The organism is Faecalicatena fissicatena (genome assembly GCF_016900595.1).
Taxonomy (GTDB): Bacteria; Bacillota; Clostridia; order Lachnospirales; family Lachnospiraceae; genus Claveliimonas; species Claveliimonas intestinigallinarum.
The window spans coordinates 120,700-138,455 of sequence record NZ_JACLYY010000003.1; the positions used below are offsets into that span (position 1 = coordinate 120,700).

Here is a 17,756-nt window from a genome sequence, read left to right on the forward strand (position 1 = left end):
CGTCTTTTATGCTATATGGACTTGTCTTTCATGTATGCAGGCGCCGCACAGGTTGCGGTTCCCGCCGCAGAGCTTACTACAGTACCAGTGAAGGTGCCGCATATGTGCGTCCGCCCAGCTCCTGATCCAGCATATAGAGGCTCTTGGCATCGTCCCCGAAGAGCTCCATTTTTTTGATCAGGTCGCTTGCGTTTGTCTCCTCTTCACCCTGTTCCTTGACAAACCAGTCCAGGAACTGCATGGTGCGGAAGTCTTTTACCTCGTAGGCTGCCTCATAGATATTGTGGATGAGGCCGGTCACATACTGCTCATGGGCGTATCCTGCCTTCAGCGCATCCATTTTCTCTTTCAGTTTGGCGTCCGGCTTTTCGATGGCCTCCAGAGTGACAGGAACATCATTGTTCTGCATATACTGGATGAAGAGCATGGCGTGGTCTCTCTCCTCCTGAGCCTGCACATTATACCAGTTGGCGAATCCGTCCAGTCCCAGATCCTTATAGAAGTTAGAAAAACTCAGGTACAGATAAGCGGAGTAGAATTCTTTGTTTACCTGCTCGTTTAACAGTTTTGCTACTTTTTCGTTCAACATATCAAGCATCTCCTTTTGTATTTGCATCTTCCGCAGAGGAAGATGCTGTATTTTCCGCCTATAAGTATAGCTCTGTTAGTGTGAAAACTCAAGACCGGATGTGCATGCCTTCCGGACATATTTCTGATAAACTCGTCTCTGATCCGGAATGAAAAAAGCGGAGAAATATGGTATGATGATATGGACGGCAGACTGAAAAAGACGGGGGAAACTACAGAAAAAAATACAAAGCAGAGAGTATAGGAGAAACGATATGAGTTTGGCATTGGCAGTACTGAAAAAAGGAGAAGGGCGCACGCTGAAGGCGGGGGGCGCCTGGATTTTTGACAATGAGATAGGTAGCGTGACAGGAGCCTTTGAGAATGGGGATGTTGTGATGGTCCACGACTTTGACGGCTATCCAATGGGACGGGGCTTTATCAATATGCACTCCAAGATCCGCATCCGGATGCTGACAAGAAACCCGGACCAGGAGATCAATGAAGAATTTTTCAGGCAACGCCTTAAGGATGCCTGGGAGTACCGGAAAAGGACTGTGGACACAGGGAGCTGCCGGATCGTCTTCGGGGAGGCGGATTTCCTGCCGGGCCTGGTGGTGGACAAGTTCTCGGACGTGCTCGTCTTCCAGTGCCTGGCTCTTGGGATGGACAGGCACAAGGAGAAGCTGCTCCTTATATTGAAAGAGATCCTTGCAGAGGATGGCATTAGCATCCGGGGCGTCTACGAGAGGAGCGATGCTAGGGAGCGGGAAAAAGAGGGCATGAGGAAGACGAAGGGGTTTCTTGGGGAGCCTTTTGACACCTTTGTCCATATTGAGGAGAATGGGGTCAAATACATCGTGGACGTCAAGGACGGACAGAAGACCGGATTTTTCCTGGATCAGAAATACAACCGGCTGGCGATCCAGAAGCTGTGCCGGGGAGCACGGGTGCTGGACTGCTTCACCCACACAGGGTCCTTTGCCCTTAATGCGGGGGTTGCCGGGGCGAAGAGCGTCCTTGGTGTGGACGCCTCCGGCCTTGCAGTGGCCCAGGCCAGGGAGAACGCAGAGCTAAACGGGCTGTCAGACCGGGTGGAATTTCTGGAGGCTGATGTGTTTGACCTGCTTCCCTCCCTGGTGGAGAAGGGAGAGAAGTACGATGTGGTAGTGCTGGACCCGCCGGCCTTCACAAAGTCCAGAAGCTCCATCAAAAATGCGGTGAAGGGCTACCGGGAGATCAACCTGCGGGGCATGAAGCTGGTAAAGGACGGCGGCTTTCTCGCCACCTGCTCCTGCTCCCACTTTATGGACTTTGAGCTTTTTACAAAGACCATCCGGGAGGCGGCCAGGAATGCCCACGTGCGCCTGCGGCAGGTGGAGTTCCGCACCCAGGCGCCGGATCATCCGATCCTGTGGGCGGCGGATGAGAGCTATTATCTGAAGTTTTATGTTTTTCAGGTGTGCAGGGAAAAGTAGAGAGAATGTGAAAAAGCGATAAGCATAAGCCTGTCGCTTTTTCGACAAAACAATAACAAATTTCTAAAAATTTTTTTCAACTTACAGGCTTTACACCTGACATAAGAAAAATAGCATATACAGACAGAGATTAAAGTAAGAAATTATAATATGACTTTAAATTATTAGATTATTATTTTATTTATAGAAGAAATATAAAAATTTATTGCAAGACAGTTAAAGATGTGAGTATCTTGCCACAATGATAAGTGTATATTCCTATAGTCGACCTCCTTGTGAGGTCGTGAACTAAAAGTGATGTAAGGATAAGTGACTGTTCCTATATTTTACGTCTCTGATGAGTCGCCCTCCCCACCCCCTGCATATACTGATAACAAAAAAGGTTTTTTTCAATGCAATGTGAAGACGGATATAGAAAGAAGAAATGTCAGTGTCCAAAGTGCAGACTAGGATGCCAGAATGGACGGCCTGGTCCTCCAGGCCCTCCCGGCCCCCAGGGAGAACCGGGGCCCCGTGGAGAACAGGGTCCAGCCGGCCCTCCTGGGCCTCAGGGGGAACCAGGTCCTCAGGGGCCGGCAGGAGGGACAGGGGATTTCCTCAGCGCTTTTTCCACTCCGCCTCAGTTGGGAACGCCGGGAATGCCCCTGATCTTTGACAGAAATGGCGCAGTCCTGGGGGAGGCGATAGCCCACGGACAGAACAGTTCGGACATTACCATCCGGCAGATGGGCGTTTACTACGTCTCTTTTCACGGGGCCATCACTCCGGGGCCGGGCACTTCCCTTCCCCTGAGCGTGAGACTGTTCCTTGACCGGCAGGGGACAGAGGAGGCAGGCGCCTCGGCTGTCCACACCTTTACTGTCCAGGGGGCCACGGCCGGGATGTCGTTTTCCCAGATACTGGAAGTGCCCTCCGCCCCTGCGGTGCTTCAGGTGGACAGTGAGGGCGGGGATTTTATCTACGGAGAGATCAATATATGTGTGATAAAGATTCATTAAAGCCACAGGAGAGGATTTGCTTATGACACACCTGTACTACAAAGAAAAAGGCAAGGGCAAGCCCCTGATCCTCCTCCACGGAAACGGGGAGGACAGCAGCTATTTTGAGAGCCAGATGGACTATTTTTCACAGACGCGGCGGGTCATCGCAGTGGACACGAGGGGACACGGCAGATCGCCCCGGGGCCCCGCGCCCTTCACCATCCGCCAGTTCGCCGAGGATCTGCGGGAATTTGTGGAGGAGATGGGGATCGAGAGAGCGGATCTTCTGGGATTTTCAGACGGGGGAAATATCGCGATTATTTTTGCCCTGCGGTATCCGGAAAGGGTGGATCGTCTCATCCTGAACGGGGCCAACCTGTGGTCCCGGGGAGTGAAGCCGTCGGTCCAGATCCCCATTATCCTGGGGTATTACGCGGCCTCCTTTTTCGGCCACTTCAGCGGGAAAGCCAGGGCCAACGCGGAGCTGCTGCGGCTCATGGTAAAGGATCCCAATATAGAACAGGAGGAGCTCCGGAACATCCAGAGCCCCACGCTTGTGATCGCAGGGGAGAGGGATATGATACGGGAGGAGCACACCAGGCTGATCGCGGCGGAGATACCGGGGGCAGAGCTTCGCATCATCCCGGGCGACCACTTTATTGCGGCCGGGAACCCGGAGGCCTTCAACCGGGAGGTGGATCGGTTCCTCCGGGAGACAGTTTCATAGGAGAGCCTGCCTGCTTTTACAACCCCTCCAGGTCAAAGGGAGGGGTGTACTCTTCCCTGGCGCTGGACCGCTCCTGCATGTAGCCTGTATCCAGACCAAGCTCCAGGGCCGCGTCCAGCACTTTCCCATATTCGTAGGAGGTGAGGCGGCGGTTGATCTGAGGGTGCTCTGCTGCCTTGAAGAAGGGAGTGTACTGGCTCAGGAGACTTAGGAGAAAGCCGCCCTTTGGAAGATTTTCCGCCATCCAGCCAAGCAGGCGGATGGAGTCCTCCTTCTGGCCCGGGAGGACCATGTGCCGTATGAGAGTGCCTCGGACCAGTATCCCATTTTCGTCAAAGACAGGCTTTTCGGTCTGCCGGATCATTTCCTCCACAGCCGCGGAGGCGTGCTGGAAGTAATCCGGCGCGCCGGAATATTTTTTTGCCTTGTCGGAAGAAAAATATTTAAGGTCCGGCAGATACACGTCCACGTACCCCTCCAGCATCCGCAGCGTCTCCACTCTCTCGTAGCCGCCGCAGTTGTAGACGATAGGGATATGCAGCTTCGGGCGTACCTTCTCAAGGACCGGCAGGATGGAGGGGAGAAACTGGGTGGCGGTGATCAGGTCGATGTTTCGGGCGCCCTGGTCCTGCAGCTCAAGAAAGATCTCTTCCAGCCGCTCCTGTGAGATGGCCTTTCCCACTTCCCCCCGGCTGATGGGATAGTTCTGGCAGTAGCAGCACTTCAGCGTACAGCCGGAGAAGAAGACAGCGCCGCTGCCATCCTGACCGCTGATGCAGGGCTCCTCCCAGAAGTGGAGGGCCGCCCGGGCCGCCCTGATTTCGGGGCCGCAGCCGCAGATGCCGGTCCGGACATACCGGTTGGCATGGCACATGCGGGGACAGAGAGTGCAGTCCCGGTAAAGGTCACATGGGTCGAAATTGGGAGCTGTGTCAGAGGGGGGCAGGGGACTATGCATGGCTGCACGCCTCCTCCCGGAAGGTGATGCTGGCCTGGACTGCCAAAGTCCCGTCCTCCTTTATGCCCGTCAGGAGAAAATCATGCGCTCTCTTTGCGCGCCAGATGGAAATGCGTTCTTTTTCAAAGCACTGCCGCAGGTAGTGGATCTCAAAGTCTGTGATCTGCTTTCCTGTCTGGAAATCCAGATCAAAGGCGTTGAGAAAGAGAGGAATGTACTTCTGGTTGTTCATGTGGCGGCTCTTGTCCAGGTCCGTGTAGCGGACAGTGTGGGTATAGCAGAGCTCCATGCCTTCCGCGGTCTTGGGAAAACGCTGGAAGGGAGGAAGCTCAAGGGCAGTGCCCTCATCGGTGTCTGTGGGATAATCGATGTCCTGCGGGGGGCAGATTTTCCCAGCATTCAGGTCGCACAGGCAGCTCTCCATCCGCCCCTTGGCCAGGACCTCCTGCCCACGGGAGACGGTGAAGGCCTGGTGGAACCGAACTGAAGGGCGGGGATTTTCCACCCAGGAGGCCAGCTCCAGGGGAGAGTCATAGCCCGTCCGCTTTTCGATGTGGAGTTTATATTTGGTGAAGACCCAGCAGATGCCATAGTCCTCTGGCAGGGTGTCGTTGCCCTTGCCTAGAGTGTGCATGTAGGCGGTCACCGCGTCCTGAAAATATTCAAAATAGCCGCCGGCTCCCACAAGCCCGGTGTGGTCGGACTCGCGGAACTGGGGAAAATACTCTTTTCTGTAGATCATGGAACAAATCCTCCTTCTATTCATTCCTTTCTATTATAGCCCTTTGCGGGGCGCGGCAAAAGTCATTTTTCTAATCCCTCAAGAAGCATCTTGCGCAGAATGAGCGGCAGGACCTATAATGAGTACAGTACACAGCGCGAAAGAAAAGGAGGCAGGGGAATATGGAAGGAGAAAACGGCAGGATCTATTTTGACAACGGGAGCACCTCCTGGCCCAAGGCACCGGGAGTGGCGGAGGCGGTGGGGCGCCTCCTGACAGAGGGGGCCTTCAACATTAACCGGGGAAATTACGAGGGAGCCTACGAGGTGGAGGAGGCGGTGCTGGATACAAGGGATCAGCTGGCCCGGCTTTTCCACGCGGAAAATTCCCGTCGGGTCATTTTTACGCCGGGGATCACCCACTCCCTGAACTATTTTATCCGGGGATTTCTGAAGGGAGGGGATCATGTGCTTGTCACCGGGATGGAGCACAACGCGGTCATGCGGCCCCTCCGGTGCATGGAGAGGGAGGGCGTGACCTGGGAGTGTATTCCCACGGACCGGGAGGGGAATGTGCGGGCCTCTGACGTGGCGGGGATGATCCGAAAGGATACGAAGGCTGTCATCGCCCTTCACGCCTCCAACGTGTGCGGTACCATCGTGCCTGTGGAGGAGATTGGCCGGATCTGCCGGGAGAGGGGCGTCTTCTTTGTGGTGGACACAGCCCAGAGCGCGGGGACTATCCCCCTTCACATGGAGGAGGCCTGCGTGGATTTCCTGGCTTTCACAGGCCACAAGGGGCTTTTGGGCCCCCAGGGGGTGGGCGGATTTCTCATCTCCGACAGGCTGGACGGGCAGATGGAGCCCCTCATCGCGGGGGGCACGGGCAGCAGCTCTGACAGCCTGGACATGCCCCGCACCCTGCCCGACAAGTACGAGAGCGGCACTATGAACCTGCCCGGCATCATCGGCCTCCACGCGGCCCTCTCCTACCTGGAGAGGACAGGGCTGGAGACGATCCGCAGGAGGAAGCTGGAACTGACCGGCTATTTCCTGGAGGAGGTGAAGAAGCTTCCTTCCGTCCGCATCGCGGGAAGGCAGGGGACAGAGGGGAGAGTGGCCGTTGTGTCTCTGGATTTTGAGGGAAGGGACAATGCGGTGACTGCCTTCCGGCTGGAGCAGGAGTACGGCATCATGACCCGGGTCGGGCTCCACTGCGCGCCCATGGCCCACAGGGCTCTTGGCACCTTCCCTCAGGGGACGGTCCGGTTTGCCTTCAGCGCCTCCAACACAGAGGATGAGATTGACCGCTGCGTCCGGGCTCTCCACAGCATACTGGACTGAGCGTCTCTTCCCAGGACAGAAAAACGCATATTATAATAGAGAAAACCTATATATAAAAGTATACATTATAAAAATCAATAGCAAACCTCGCTCTTGTCATTGTCCCATAATTGTAAAAGTGTTACGGTTATAAAAGGACTATTCTGAAAATATTCAGATACGCAAGAGGAGGTTTTTTTATGGCTGATTACAGAAAAATGTGGGAAGATCTTGGTATGGATGTTGAGACGCACGACCAGCTTTGCGAGGTGCTGCCCCAGGCCTTTGGGGATGTCTATCTCTCCCAGGAAAACAGGCCGGAGTCTATGGACTATTATAATTTTGTGGTGGCGGAGATCCACGGTGTGAGGCCGGCGGAGCTCATCGAGCACCAGAAAAAGGGCGGAAAGGTCTTCGGCACCTTCTGTGTGTACGTGCCCGATGAGATCGTGTTCGCGGCAGATGCCATCGCCACAGGGCTGTGCGGAGGCTCCCAGTTCTGGGTGCCGGGAGGAGAGAAGGTCCTTCCCACCAACACATGCCCCCTTATCAAGGCGTCTGTGGGCGCAAGGCTGGACCGGACCTGCCCCTTCTTCCGCATCGCGGATATGTATGTGGGTGAGACAACCTGCGACGGCAAAAAGAAGGCCTGGGAGATCCTGGCCGAGGATGTGCCGGTGCATGTGATGGATCTGCCCCAGATGAAGAGAGAGAAGGATGTCTGTTCCTGGGCCGATGAGATCCGCACCTTCAAGAAAGTAGTGGAGGACTTTACCGGAAACGAGATTACGGCGGAGAAGCTGGCGGCCAGCATACATATGATCAACAACAAGAGAAAGGCCCTGGAGAGGCTCTATGCTTTCCGAAAGAACGACAAGCTCCCCATCAGCGGAAAGGACGTGCTCCTCATTTCTCAGATTGCCTTCTACGACGATCCCACAAGATTTACTGAGATGACTAACAAGCTCTGCGATGAGCTGGAGAAGAGGGTGGCAGACGGCGTCAGCGTGTTCCCGGAGGGAACAAAGAGGATCATGCTGACAGGTACGCCTATGGCCATCCCCAACTGGAAGATCCACAACCTGGTGGAGACAAGCGGCGGCGCCGTAGTCTGCGAGGAGATGTGCACGGGAACCCGCTACTTTGAGCGTCTTGTAGACGAGACAAAGACCACAGTGGACGAGCAGATTGACGCCCTGGCGGAGAGATACATGGGCATTAACTGTGCATGCTTCACTCCCAACCACGCAAGGATTGACGATATTATCCGCCTGGCTAAGGAGTACAAGGTGGATGGCGTTATTGACGTGAACCTGAAGTTCTGCAGCCTCTACGATGTGGAGGGATACACAGTGGAGAGAGAGCTCCAGAAGGCCGGCATCCCTGTTCTTGGCATTGAGACAGACTACGTGGACAGCGACGCGCAGCAGCTCCGCACAAGGATCAGCGCTTTCATCGAGATGCTGGGAGAGTAGAATGAAAGAGATACAGTATTATGTGCTTTTCCCAAACCATGACAATGGGATGAGGCTCTATAAGAAGCTGAAAGAAGAGGGGGTGGGTGCGGTCATCGCGCCCACCCCGAGAAGTGCCAGCAAATGCTGCGGCATCTCCCTTCTGGTGAAGGAGAAGGATATAGAGAGGATTCGCGGCTGCGTGCAGGAGAACGGCATTGAGATACTGGATATCGCGGCGGTGGAGAAGGATGTGAACCCGGGCCGTGACAGATACTGCTGATAAACTGCTGAGAAAAAAGGACAAGCCTTTGACAGAAGGTGGAAAGGATAACAGGAAAATGGATTACATAGGCATTGATATAGGCTCCACAGCTGCCAAGGTGGTGGCCAGGGGAGACCATGAGATGGCTTTCACGCTCCCTACAGGGTGGAGCAGTAAGGAGACGGCCCGGATCATCAGGGATCGGCTTGGGCAGGAGGGCGTTGACGTGTCGGATGAGTCGGCTAAAGTGGTGGCTACCGGCTACGGGCGCGTGGCGGTGGAGTACGCCGACTACGTCATCACAGAGATTACCTGCCACGCCAGGGGAGGCCGTGAGATGGGAAGCGACGACTGCGCGGTCATCGACGTGGGAGGACAGGACACCAAGGTGATCCTCATCAGCCACGGCGCGGTCCAGGACTTCCTCATGAACGACAAGTGCTCCGCGGGAACCGGGAAGTTCCTGGAGATCATGGCCAACCGGCTGGGAGTGGATCTGGGCGAGCTGTTCGACATGGCGGAGGCGGGACAGACCCTGTCCATCAGCTCCCTGTGCACGGTGTTCGCCGAGTCCGAGGTCATCAACTATATCGGTGAAGGCCGCAGGCGGGAGGACATTGCCGCCGGGGTGGTGGACTCTGTGGCGGCCAAGGTGGCCCAGCTGGCTATGAGAAAGAATCTGCCGGACCAGATCATCCTGACGGGCGGGCTCTCGGACAGCCGGTATTTTACAAAGATCCTGTCCGAAAAGATTGGAAAGACCGTGTCCCCCACAGACAGAGGCAGATATGCGGGCGCCCTGGGGGCGGCCCTGCTGGCGGAGGAGAAGACAAAGAGACGGAAGGAGAAATAAAACAAAATGGAACTGATCAAAGATTTACCAGAAGTATTTGAAGAATTTGCAGAACAGAGGAAAAACTCTTTCCTCGGGGTGAAAAAGCTGAAGGAGCAGGGAGTCCCCGTTGTGGGATCTTACTGTACTTATTTCCCCCAGGAGATTGCCATGGCCTTGGGGGCCGCCACAGTGTCTCTGTGCTCCACCTCCGATGAGACCATAGCGGACGCGGAGAGGGATCTGCCCAAGAACCTGTGCCCTCTTATCAAGTCCAGCTACGGGTTTGCCAAGACAGACAAATGTCCCTTCTTCTATTTCTCTGACGTGGTTGTGGGTGAGACGACCTGCGACGGAAAGAAGAAGATGTATGAATATATGTCCCAGTTTAAGGATGTATTTATCATGGAGCTGCCCAACACCCAGAGACCGGAGGCTCTGCAGCTTTGGAAAGGGGAGATCATCCGCTTTAAGGAATACCTGGAGAAGAAATTCGACGTTACCATCACAGAGGACGACATCCGGGAGGCCATCCGGGTCAACAACCAGGTCAGGACATCCCTGAAGCACCTCTACGAAGTGATGCGCAATGACCCGGCTCCCATCACAGGCCACGATCTCTTCAAGGTCCTGTACGGAAGCACCTTCAAATTTGACAGGAAGGCCATCCCGGGAGAGGTAGACGCCCTGGTTGAGAAGATCAATAAGGAGTACGCGGAGGGGAAAATGCTGGAGAAGAAGCCCCGCATCCTCATCACCGGTTGCCCGGTGGGCGGCGCCACGGAGAAGATCATCGACGCGGTGGAGAACAACGGCGGAGTTGTAGTCACCTTTGAGAACTGCAGCGGAGCCAAATCCATCGACAAGCTGGTGGACGAGGAGGAGCCGGATGTATACCAGGCTCTGGCGGAGAGGTATCTTAATATCGGATGCTCCGTCATGACACCGGACAAGAACCGCTTTGAGCTCCTGGGAAGGCTGATCGACGAGTACAAGGTGGACGGCGTGGTGGAGATGACTCTCCAGGCGTGCCACACCTACAATGTGGAATCCTTTGCCATCCGCAAATTTGTCAATGAGGAGAAGGGCATCCCCTATATCAATGTGGAGACGGATTACTCCCAGGCAGATATCGGACAGCTGAACACCCGTATTGCAGCCTTTATCGAGATGCTGTAAGGCGCGCGGATGGATATAGATATTATCTATAAATTTGTTTATATATACTTCTTATCGATTGGACGGGCCAGGTATGAATGGCTATAATAATGGAGGACATACTACAGTCATAAGGAGGTATATAGTATTATGAAGAAGAGAGTGTTAGCGGCACTTTTATGTATGGCCATGACAACAGCTATGCTGGCCGGATGCGGCTCAGAGTCATCCACGAAGGAGGATACCACTCAGGAGTCCACAGACGAGACGACAGATGAGTCAGCAGAGAATGTGGAAGCAGAGCCGGTGGAGACGAGAACCGTGTATGTAACTCCCCAGTGGGTACAGAGCGCACTGAACGGTGACCAGGAGGGATATGAGGATATCCTGATCGCGGAGGTAGGCTACGGCGACGTGGCAGACTGCGCGTCCTACAATGAGGGACATGTCCCTGGAGCTATCTATGTAGATAACTGCGAGGTGGAGGACGCCACAGGAAGCGAGGAGGGTGCATACAACCTTCTGGCAGCGGACGAGGTAGTGGACAACATGCTCAGCCACGGCATCACAAAGGACACAAAGGTAGTTCTCTACGGAGCGGACGTCAGCGGTACAGCCAGACAGGCATTTGCCTACCTCTGGGCAGGTGTTGAGGATGTCAAGGTTATCAACGGCGGAATTGACGCCTGGAAGGCTGCGGGCTATGATACAGAGACAGATGTGAACGAGGGCGAGGCCGCAGATGACTTCGGCGTAGAGGCCCCCGCGCATCCGGAGTACCGTCTGGATATAGTAGATGCGAAAGAGAAGCTGGAGACAGATGACAACTTTAAGCTTGTCAGCATCCGCAGCGAGGAAGAGTGGCTTGGCGAGACAAGCGGATACAACTACATTGACAGGGCAGGTGAGCCGGAGGGCGCCGTGTGGGGCAAGGGCTCAGACTCCTCCTCCGATGTAAACCAGTTCCTCAACGATGACGGAACAGTAAAGGATCTGGCAGGCTTTGAGGAAGTGTGGGCAGACTGTGACTTCACACTGGACAATGAGCTTTCCTTCTACTGCGGCACAGGCTGGAGAGCAAGCGTTCCCTTCCTTGTCCTGTACGAGAATGGATACGACAACATTTCCGTATATGACGGCGGATGGTACGAGTGGCAGATGCATGACGATTATCCGGTACAGGTAGGCGACCCTGCAAGCGATGACTGTGTGCACACGACAGTAGGCGAGCTGCCGACAGATAAAGCTGCTAAATAAGGAGCTGACGGATTATAATCTGCCGAATGATAAGCAGGATGCAAAAAGCGCTGCCGTTTAACCTGACGGCAGCGCTTTTTCTCTCGAAAAGCATCCTGACAAAAGCTGGAGGAGACAATGAAAAAGATAGCATATATCCTGGCGCTGATCCTGGAGATCGGGGCCTATGCAGGCGCCTGGATCATACATTATTTCGCAAGGCGGAAGCTGGGGATGGTCAGGTATCTGAATTACAAGAACATGTCCTGGGAGAGGGACTACCCGGTGGAGGCGCTGAAGCTGGCCTGCGTGGCAGCGGCGGCCCTGCTGACAGTCCTGATCCTTCTCTTCTTCCTGAAAAAGCGCAGGGAGACCACCCTGCTGGCAGGGGCTATGACGGCCCTCATGATCGCATTGACGGCGCTGTATGGGGGTTACACACTGGGATGCTCCACGGACGTCATGACAGACTACTATTTTATCAGCATCCTGTTCCTTGTGGCGGCGATGATCCAGATCCTCAAGACAGGCATTGCCGTGCTGATATCAAAGAGGAGAGCAGAGGGAGAGCAAGGTGAAAAATAAAAAGCTTTGGATTTTTGTGGGGCTGGTGGTTCTGGTTCTGATCCTCAACCACATATTCGGGTGGTCCTCCTACCTGGGGGACACGGACAACCTGGCCTTTTTGGAGACCATGATACAGGACAATCTGGCGGGGGCCATCGCCATTTACATGGCGGTGACGGTGATTGGCAGCGTGGTCCTGGCCCTCCCCGGCGTTACCTTTGCCATACTGGCAGGTCTTTTGTTCGGACCGGCGCTTGGCACGGTGCTGTGCGCCCTGTCCGCCACAGCCGGGGCAGTGCTTGCCTTTCTGGCGGGAAGATTTTTCTTGCGGGACAGCATAAGGCCCGCGGCTATGAAGAACAGGTATCTGAAAAAATGGCTCTTTGACGAGTCCGGGAAGAACCAGATCTTTATCCTCATGATCACCAGGCTTGTGCCGGTCTTTCCCTACAATCTCCAGAACTTTGCCTACGGTGTGACAGACATCAGCTTTGCCACCTACACGGTGGGATCCTTTGTGTTCATGATCCCCGGGACGGCTATGTACACCATCGGGACAGCCGGCCTGGCGGACGCCGAGAACCGTCTGCTCTACATAGGCATCGCGGTGGCCATTGCGGTGGTGGTGATCCTTGTGGGAATGGTTTTGAAGAAAAAATATATACAGGAGAAGACAGATGAGTCAGAATAAGAAGACCGCGGATCCCTCTGCCTGCGTGCACTGCCATCTTTGTCAGAAAAGCTGTCGGTTTTTGGAAAAGTATCAGATGGACATTGGGGATATCCATAAGATAGAACCATTGGCATACCATTGTTTCCTCTGTGGAAAATGTACACAGGTATGTCCAAAAGGGATAGACGGCAGAGAGATCATATTAAATCTCAGACGCAGTCAGGTAAGGGAAAATAAGGGAAGAGTAAAAGAAAAAGGCTATGCGATGCTCATAAAAGAGAAAAAGGATTATATGTTTCAGAATTACCGGAATGGGAGATATAAAAGAGTTCTTTTTCCAGGGTGCAATTTTCCGTCCTTTTATCCTGAAACGACAAGATTGCTTGCGGATCTTTTGTGGGAAAAGGATGAGATTGGGATAGTCTTTGACTGTTGCGGGAAACCAGTGGCAGAATTGGGGATGGAAGAAGATGCGCAGAAGATTGTAAACCGAATAGATCGAAAACTGCAGGCTATGCATGTGGATGAGCTTATTATGGTCTGCCCAAACTGTTATGCCTATTTGAATGGGAGACTAAATATAAAAGTTGTTATGATCTATGACAAGCTGAGGGAACTAGGGATCGGAGAAAAGATCAAGGAAAAAATCAGGATCTTTCCGCCGTGTCCGGATCGGGGCACGGAGAAAATCCTAGGTACGATCCGCCCGTTTTTAGAAGAAGAGCCGGAAATTATCACAGAGAGTCAGTGCTGCGGACTGGGGGGATGTGCCGGACAGAAGGAGGCGGATCTGGCGATGGAAATGGTAAAAGCGGCAGCAACGGGAGGAAATGTATGTACATACTGCGCTTCCTGCTCGGGAAGCTTTGCAAGAAAAGGCTTCGATCAGGCTGATCACATTCTCCTGAAAATCCTGGGAATTACTGAGAAACCAGATACTGCAAAATCAATGATAAATCGAATGAAGACAAAGTACTGGCAGGGAGGAGCGTATGGAAAAAAAGAAAAATAGCTGGATGAAAAAAGTTATCTTACTGTTATGCGCAGCGGCTGCTGTTGCATGCTATTATCTGATACCGGCAGTCAATGAGAATATGAATAAAGTCTTTAAGATGTTTGCGAGTGGCGATTTTGGAGTTGTAAAGGATTTTGTGGCATCATATGGTGCATATGCTGCGCTCATTTCCTTTCTTCTGATGATATTTCAGTCCGTGGCAGCGCCTCTGCCGGCCTTTTTGTTGACTTTTGCCAATGCCAATCTGTTCGGTTGGTGGCAGGGCGCTATTTTATCCTGGACCAGTGCTATGGCAGGAGCAGCTGTATGCTTTTGTATTGCAAAGATACTTGGGAGAGATGTGGTGGAACGGCTGACAAGTAAAGCCGGATTGAAACAAATAGATGAGTTTTTTGAGAAATATGGGAAAAATACAGTCCTTGTATGCCGTTTACTTCCATTTGTATCATTTGATATCGTAAGCTATGCGGCGGGGCTTACATCCATGTCTTTTGGATCTTTTTTTATCGCGACAGGTATTGGACAGTTGCCTGCAACGATTGTTTATTCCTATGTGGGAGGAATGTTGACAGGCGGTGCACAAATGTTTGTGACAGCTTTAATGATATTGTTTGCTCTATCAGCTCTGATTGTTATGATCAGAAAAATATATATGGATAGACAAAAGAAAAAAGGAGGAAATGAGTAATGGAAACTTATTACAACCCGGAGGATCTTGCAAAATTTGGTACGATTGGCGAGGAGGCTCCCCAGTTGGCAGAGAAATTTTTTGACTATTATGGAGCTGTGTTTGCAGAGGGAGCTCTGACCGCAAGAGAGAAAGCTTTGATCGCACTGGCTGTAGCACATGCGGTGCAGTGCCCTTACTGTATAGACTCTTATACAAACGACTGCCTGAATAAGGGAGTCAGCGAAGAGCAGATGATAGAAGCTGTTCATGTAGCGGCTGCGATCAGAGGGGGAGCTACACTGGTGCATGGTGTGCAAATGAAAAATATTGTAAAGAAACTGGAGCTGTAAAAATATGAGTCAGGCATTGGAAGATTTAAGAGGATTAAAGTGTATTCCTGATTTTGAGGACAGGATTACATCGGAGGAATATAAATATACAACAGATAAGTTGGATGTTATGCAGATTAATGTGGGCAGACTGTGTAACCTTGCCTGTAAACACTGTCACGTAGAGGCGGGACCGGGCAGAACAGAAATCATGCCCCGAAAAGTCATGGAGGCCTGCCTTGCAGTCTGCAGGGAGCAGCAGGTGTCCACTATCGACATAACCGGAGGAGCACCTGAGATGAACCCGGACTTTGAATGGCTTGTGGAGGAGTCCTGTAAAATATGCAGTCATGTGATTGTCCGTACTAACCTTGTTATTTTAAAAGAAGAGAAGTATAGACATCTGCCGAAATTTTATGCAGATCATAAAGTGGAGGTAGTCTGCTCCCTCCCCTATTACAGGGCCAAGGAGATGAACAGGGTCAGAGGAGACGGCACATTTGAGACTGCTATAGAGGTGATCCGGGAACTCAACAAGCTGGGCTATGGAAAAGAAGAGGATCTGGTGCTGAACATGGTGTATAATCCTGCCGGAGCATTTTTCCCGCCGGCACAGGATGCTATGGAAAAAGAGTATAAAATGAAATTGTGGAAGGACTACGGTATTGTGTTCAATAGTCTCTTTACGATCACCAATAATCCTATGGGACGTTTTGAGACCTTTTTGAAGAGAAGCGGAAATTTGGAAAGTTATATGAAAAAGCTTTCTGATGCGTTTAATACAGCTACTCTTCCGGGGCTTATGTGCCGGTTCCAGATTTCAGTGAGATATGACGGAAAAGTGTACGACTGTGATTTTAATCAGGCCGCAGACCTGCCTGTCCTGACAGGAGAAACGATTTTTGACATGGTGGGTAAACCCTATAAAAAGCGGAAGATATGTCTTGCAAATCACTGCTACGGATGTACAGCAGGGCAGGGATCCAGCTGTGGCGGAGCAACAGAGTAAGGGAGGATACAATGAAACAAGAAGAGATCAGGGAGTTGTTTATAAAGGGAATAGACTGTTCACAGGTGGTCGCCGGGGCATTTGCAGAAGAAATGGGAATGACAGAAGAAGAGGCAAGAAAAGTATCTGCCTGCTTCGGAGGTGGGATGATGTGCGGGGAAACCTGCGGGGCAGTTACGGGAGCTTTGATGGTTCTTGGAATGAAATATGGTCATTGCAAGGAAGACGACATGGATCAGAAGAACATTATGATGCAGAAAACAGCAGAATTTAAGGCTTATTTTCAGCAGAAATATCCCTCCTGCATGTGCCGGGAACTTTTGGGGTATGATCTGGGAAAACCAGGGGAACTCGAGAAGGTGATGGAGGAAGGGCTCCTGCTTGACTTCTGTCCGGGGGTTGTGGAAGCTGCTATAGAGGCGCTGGAGAAGGTTCTGTAAATGGATAGAGCGATTATTGTGTTCACACGTGTGCCCCTGCCGGGAAAGACAAAGACGCGTATGATGCCGGCATTGTCCGGGAAAGAGTGTGCCAGGTTGCACACTTACTTTCTGCAGGATATATGTGAAGCCTGTCAGGCGTGCAGAGAGGATGTGTATGTGAATTATACACCAGAGGATGAACAGAAAACAGGGATACTGCGGGATATTTTCGGCAGAGATGCAGAATACTTTCCACAGCAGGGGGATACATTGGGGCAGAGAATGTACCACGCTATAGAAAAAGTGCTTGAGAAGGGATACAAAAGCTGTATCTTGATCGGTACCGATGTCCCGGAGCTCAGAGCTGAGCACATGATCCGGGCGTTTGATCTGCTTGTAGAACATGATATTGTATTTGGGAAAACAAAAGATGGCGGCTATTACCTGATCGGCATGAAAAAGCCGTGGAAAGAAGCTTTTGGATTGGAACAATATGGTGTCAGTACAGTATTTGAGGAAACCCTTTGCAGACTTCGAAGTCTCGGGGTTTCTATCGGCTCCACGGCTGAATTGCAGGATATGGACACACCGGCTGACCTTCAGGGGTATAGGGATCGTATGCGTGCAGATGATTTCCTGAAAGGATCAAAGACAGGGAAATATCTTGCGTCTAACAGCCGCATTTCCATTATCGTGCCTGTGTATAATGAAGAGAAGACGATAGGATACCTGCAGGATCAGCTCAGGGAACTGAAGGGCAAGTGTGAGATTATTTTGGTAGACGGAGGCAGTACTGACCATACTCTGGATAAGATCTCAAATGATTTCACATTATTACATGCTCCAAAAAGCCGTGCGGCTCAAATGAATGCCGGTGCGAAAGCAAGTCACGGTGATGTCCTTTTTTTCCTTCACTGTGACAGCGAGCTCCCGGCGCATCCTCTGGCCCAGATACGGGAGGTCATGAGAGATCACCGGGCAGGATGCTTTGGGATTGCTTTTCATTCCCGGAATTTTTTCATGTTTACGTGCCGGATCATATCCAATCACCGGGTAAAGGACAGAAAAGTCATGTTCGGGGATCAGGGTATATTTGTTGACAGAAAGCTGTTCTTTGATATTGGAATGTTTCCTGAAATGCCGATCATGGAGGATTATCAGTTCTCTCTGACACTGAAAGAGAAAGGGATACGTCTTGGGATGACAAGAAAAAGGATCTACACATCTGACCGGAGATTTCCAAAGGGAACTATTCCTAAACTGAAACTGATGTGGAAAATGAACCGGATGCGAAAAATGTACCGTGACAAGATCCCTGTACAGACAATTGCCAAGATGTACAAGGATATCAGATAAGTGACCTGCAGAAAGAG

At 52.2% G+C, this 17,756-nt stretch carries 20 protein-coding genes; 17 read left to right on the forward strand and 3 right to left on the reverse strand.

From position 1 onward, the window contains the following. Positions 1-76 precede the first annotated feature (76 nt). Complete coding sequence (locus H7U36_RS04290; RefSeq protein WP_205155743.1) at positions 77-589, reverse strand: ferritin; 513 nt, start codon at positions 587-589, stop codon at positions 77-79. A 253-nt stretch (positions 590-842) separates the two neighbouring features. Here H7U36_RS04290 and H7U36_RS04295 point away from each other — a divergent pair, with 253 nt between their 5' ends. The 3 genes from H7U36_RS04295 to H7U36_RS04305 all read left to right on the forward strand — a co-directional run bounded on the left by H7U36_RS04295 (position 843) and on the right by H7U36_RS04305 (position 3,752). Beyond that, positions 843-2,045, forward strand: a complete 1,203-nt coding sequence (locus H7U36_RS04295) for a class I SAM-dependent rRNA methyltransferase (protein WP_205155744.1) — start codon at positions 843-845, stop codon at positions 2,043-2,045. Positions 2,046-2,668: 623 nt separating this feature from the next. Continuing rightward, positions 2,669-3,043: a hypothetical protein gene (locus tag H7U36_RS15125; RefSeq protein ID WP_243426690.1), complete on the forward strand. Its 375-nt coding sequence runs from the start codon at positions 2,669-2,671 to the stop codon at positions 3,041-3,043. 22 nt (positions 3,044-3,065) lie between these two features. Beyond that, positions 3,066-3,752, forward strand: a complete 687-nt coding sequence (locus tag H7U36_RS04305; RefSeq protein WP_205155746.1) for an alpha/beta fold hydrolase — start codon at positions 3,066-3,068, stop codon at positions 3,750-3,752. Positions 3,753-3,768: 16 nt separating this feature from the next. Here the strand turns inward: H7U36_RS04305 and H7U36_RS04310 are convergent, their stop codons facing one another. Beyond that, positions 3,769-4,710, reverse strand: a complete 942-nt coding sequence (locus tag H7U36_RS04310; RefSeq protein ID WP_205155747.1) for a radical SAM protein — start codon at positions 4,708-4,710, stop codon at positions 3,769-3,771. After that, the gene (locus H7U36_RS04315; RefSeq protein WP_205155748.1) at positions 4,703-5,452 is read right to left on the reverse strand and encodes an acyl-ACP thioesterase domain-containing protein; all 750 of its coding nucleotides are present in this window, start codon (positions 5,450-5,452) and stop codon (positions 4,703-4,705) included. The genes H7U36_RS04310 and H7U36_RS04315 overlap by 8 nt, the downstream gene beginning before the upstream one ends. Positions 5,453-5,613: 161 nt before the next feature. On the opposite strand from H7U36_RS04315, the gene H7U36_RS04320 reads away from it, so the two are divergent. The 14 genes from H7U36_RS04320 to H7U36_RS04385 all read left to right on the forward strand — a co-directional run bounded on the left by H7U36_RS04320 (position 5,614) and on the right by H7U36_RS04385 (position 17,739). Beyond that, entirely contained in the window at positions 5,614-6,774 is a 1,161-nt protein-coding gene (locus H7U36_RS04320; RefSeq protein WP_205155749.1) for an aminotransferase class V-fold PLP-dependent enzyme, read from the forward strand. 179 nt (positions 6,775-6,953) lie between these two features. Then, positions 6,954-8,228, forward strand: a complete 1,275-nt coding sequence (locus tag H7U36_RS04325) for a double-cubane-cluster-containing anaerobic reductase (protein ID WP_033125909.1) — start codon at positions 6,954-6,956, stop codon at positions 8,226-8,228. Between the two features lies 1 nt (position 8,229). Beyond that, positions 8,230-8,490 (forward strand): putative Se/S carrier protein, encoded by a 261-nt coding sequence (locus tag H7U36_RS04330; protein ID WP_033125910.1) that lies wholly within the window; start codon positions 8,230-8,232, stop codon positions 8,488-8,490. 58 nt (positions 8,491-8,548) lie between these two features. Further along, a complete protein-coding gene (locus H7U36_RS04335) occupies positions 8,549-9,325 on the forward strand; it encodes an acyl-CoA dehydratase activase (RefSeq protein ID WP_033125930.1) in 777 nt (258 codons plus the stop codon). A 6-nt stretch (positions 9,326-9,331) separates the two neighbouring features. Then, on the forward strand, positions 9,332-10,483 hold the full coding sequence (locus H7U36_RS04340) for a double-cubane-cluster-containing anaerobic reductase (protein ID WP_033125911.1): 1,152 nt from the start codon (positions 9,332-9,334) through the stop codon (positions 10,481-10,483). A 129-nt stretch (positions 10,484-10,612) separates the two neighbouring features. After that, a complete protein-coding gene (locus H7U36_RS04345) occupies positions 10,613-11,719 on the forward strand; it encodes a sulfurtransferase (RefSeq protein ID WP_033125912.1) in 1,107 nt (368 codons plus the stop codon). Between the two features lie 117 nt (positions 11,720-11,836). Then, the gene (locus H7U36_RS04350; RefSeq protein WP_033125913.1) at positions 11,837-12,283 is read left to right on the forward strand and encodes a hypothetical protein; all 447 of its coding nucleotides are present in this window, start codon (positions 11,837-11,839) and stop codon (positions 12,281-12,283) included. Next, positions 12,273-12,956 (forward strand): TVP38/TMEM64 family protein, encoded by a 684-nt coding sequence (locus tag H7U36_RS04355; RefSeq protein ID WP_033125914.1) that lies wholly within the window; start codon positions 12,273-12,275, stop codon positions 12,954-12,956. Before H7U36_RS04350 ends, H7U36_RS04355 begins: the two co-directional genes overlap by 11 nt. Beyond that, entirely contained in the window at positions 12,943-13,950 is a 1,008-nt protein-coding gene (locus tag H7U36_RS04360) for a heterodisulfide reductase-related iron-sulfur binding cluster (RefSeq protein WP_033125915.1), read from the forward strand. Before H7U36_RS04355 ends, H7U36_RS04360 begins: the two co-directional genes overlap by 14 nt. After that, positions 13,931-14,641: a TVP38/TMEM64 family protein gene (locus tag H7U36_RS04365; RefSeq protein ID WP_033125916.1), complete on the forward strand. Its 711-nt coding sequence runs from the start codon at positions 13,931-13,933 to the stop codon at positions 14,639-14,641. Before H7U36_RS04360 ends, H7U36_RS04365 begins: the two co-directional genes overlap by 20 nt. Then, positions 14,641-14,973, forward strand: coding sequence for an arsenosugar biosynthesis-associated peroxidase-like protein (locus H7U36_RS04370; protein WP_033125917.1), 333 nt, complete (start codon positions 14,641-14,643; stop codon positions 14,971-14,973). The genes H7U36_RS04365 and H7U36_RS04370 overlap by 1 nt, the downstream gene beginning before the upstream one ends. A 4-nt stretch (positions 14,974-14,977) precedes the next feature. Next, on the forward strand, positions 14,978-15,961 hold the full coding sequence (gene arsS / locus H7U36_RS04375; RefSeq protein ID WP_033125918.1) for an arsenosugar biosynthesis radical SAM (seleno)protein ArsS: 984 nt from the start codon (positions 14,978-14,980) through the stop codon (positions 15,959-15,961). A gap of 11 nt (positions 15,962-15,972) precedes the next feature. Continuing rightward, on the forward strand, positions 15,973-16,401 hold the full coding sequence (locus tag H7U36_RS04380) for a C-GCAxxG-C-C family protein (protein WP_033125919.1): 429 nt from the start codon (positions 15,973-15,975) through the stop codon (positions 16,399-16,401). Further along, positions 16,402-17,739, forward strand: coding sequence for a TIGR04283 family arsenosugar biosynthesis glycosyltransferase (locus tag H7U36_RS04385; protein ID WP_205155750.1), 1,338 nt, complete (start codon positions 16,402-16,404; stop codon positions 17,737-17,739). The last annotated feature ends 17 nt before the right edge of the window (positions 17,740-17,756 follow it).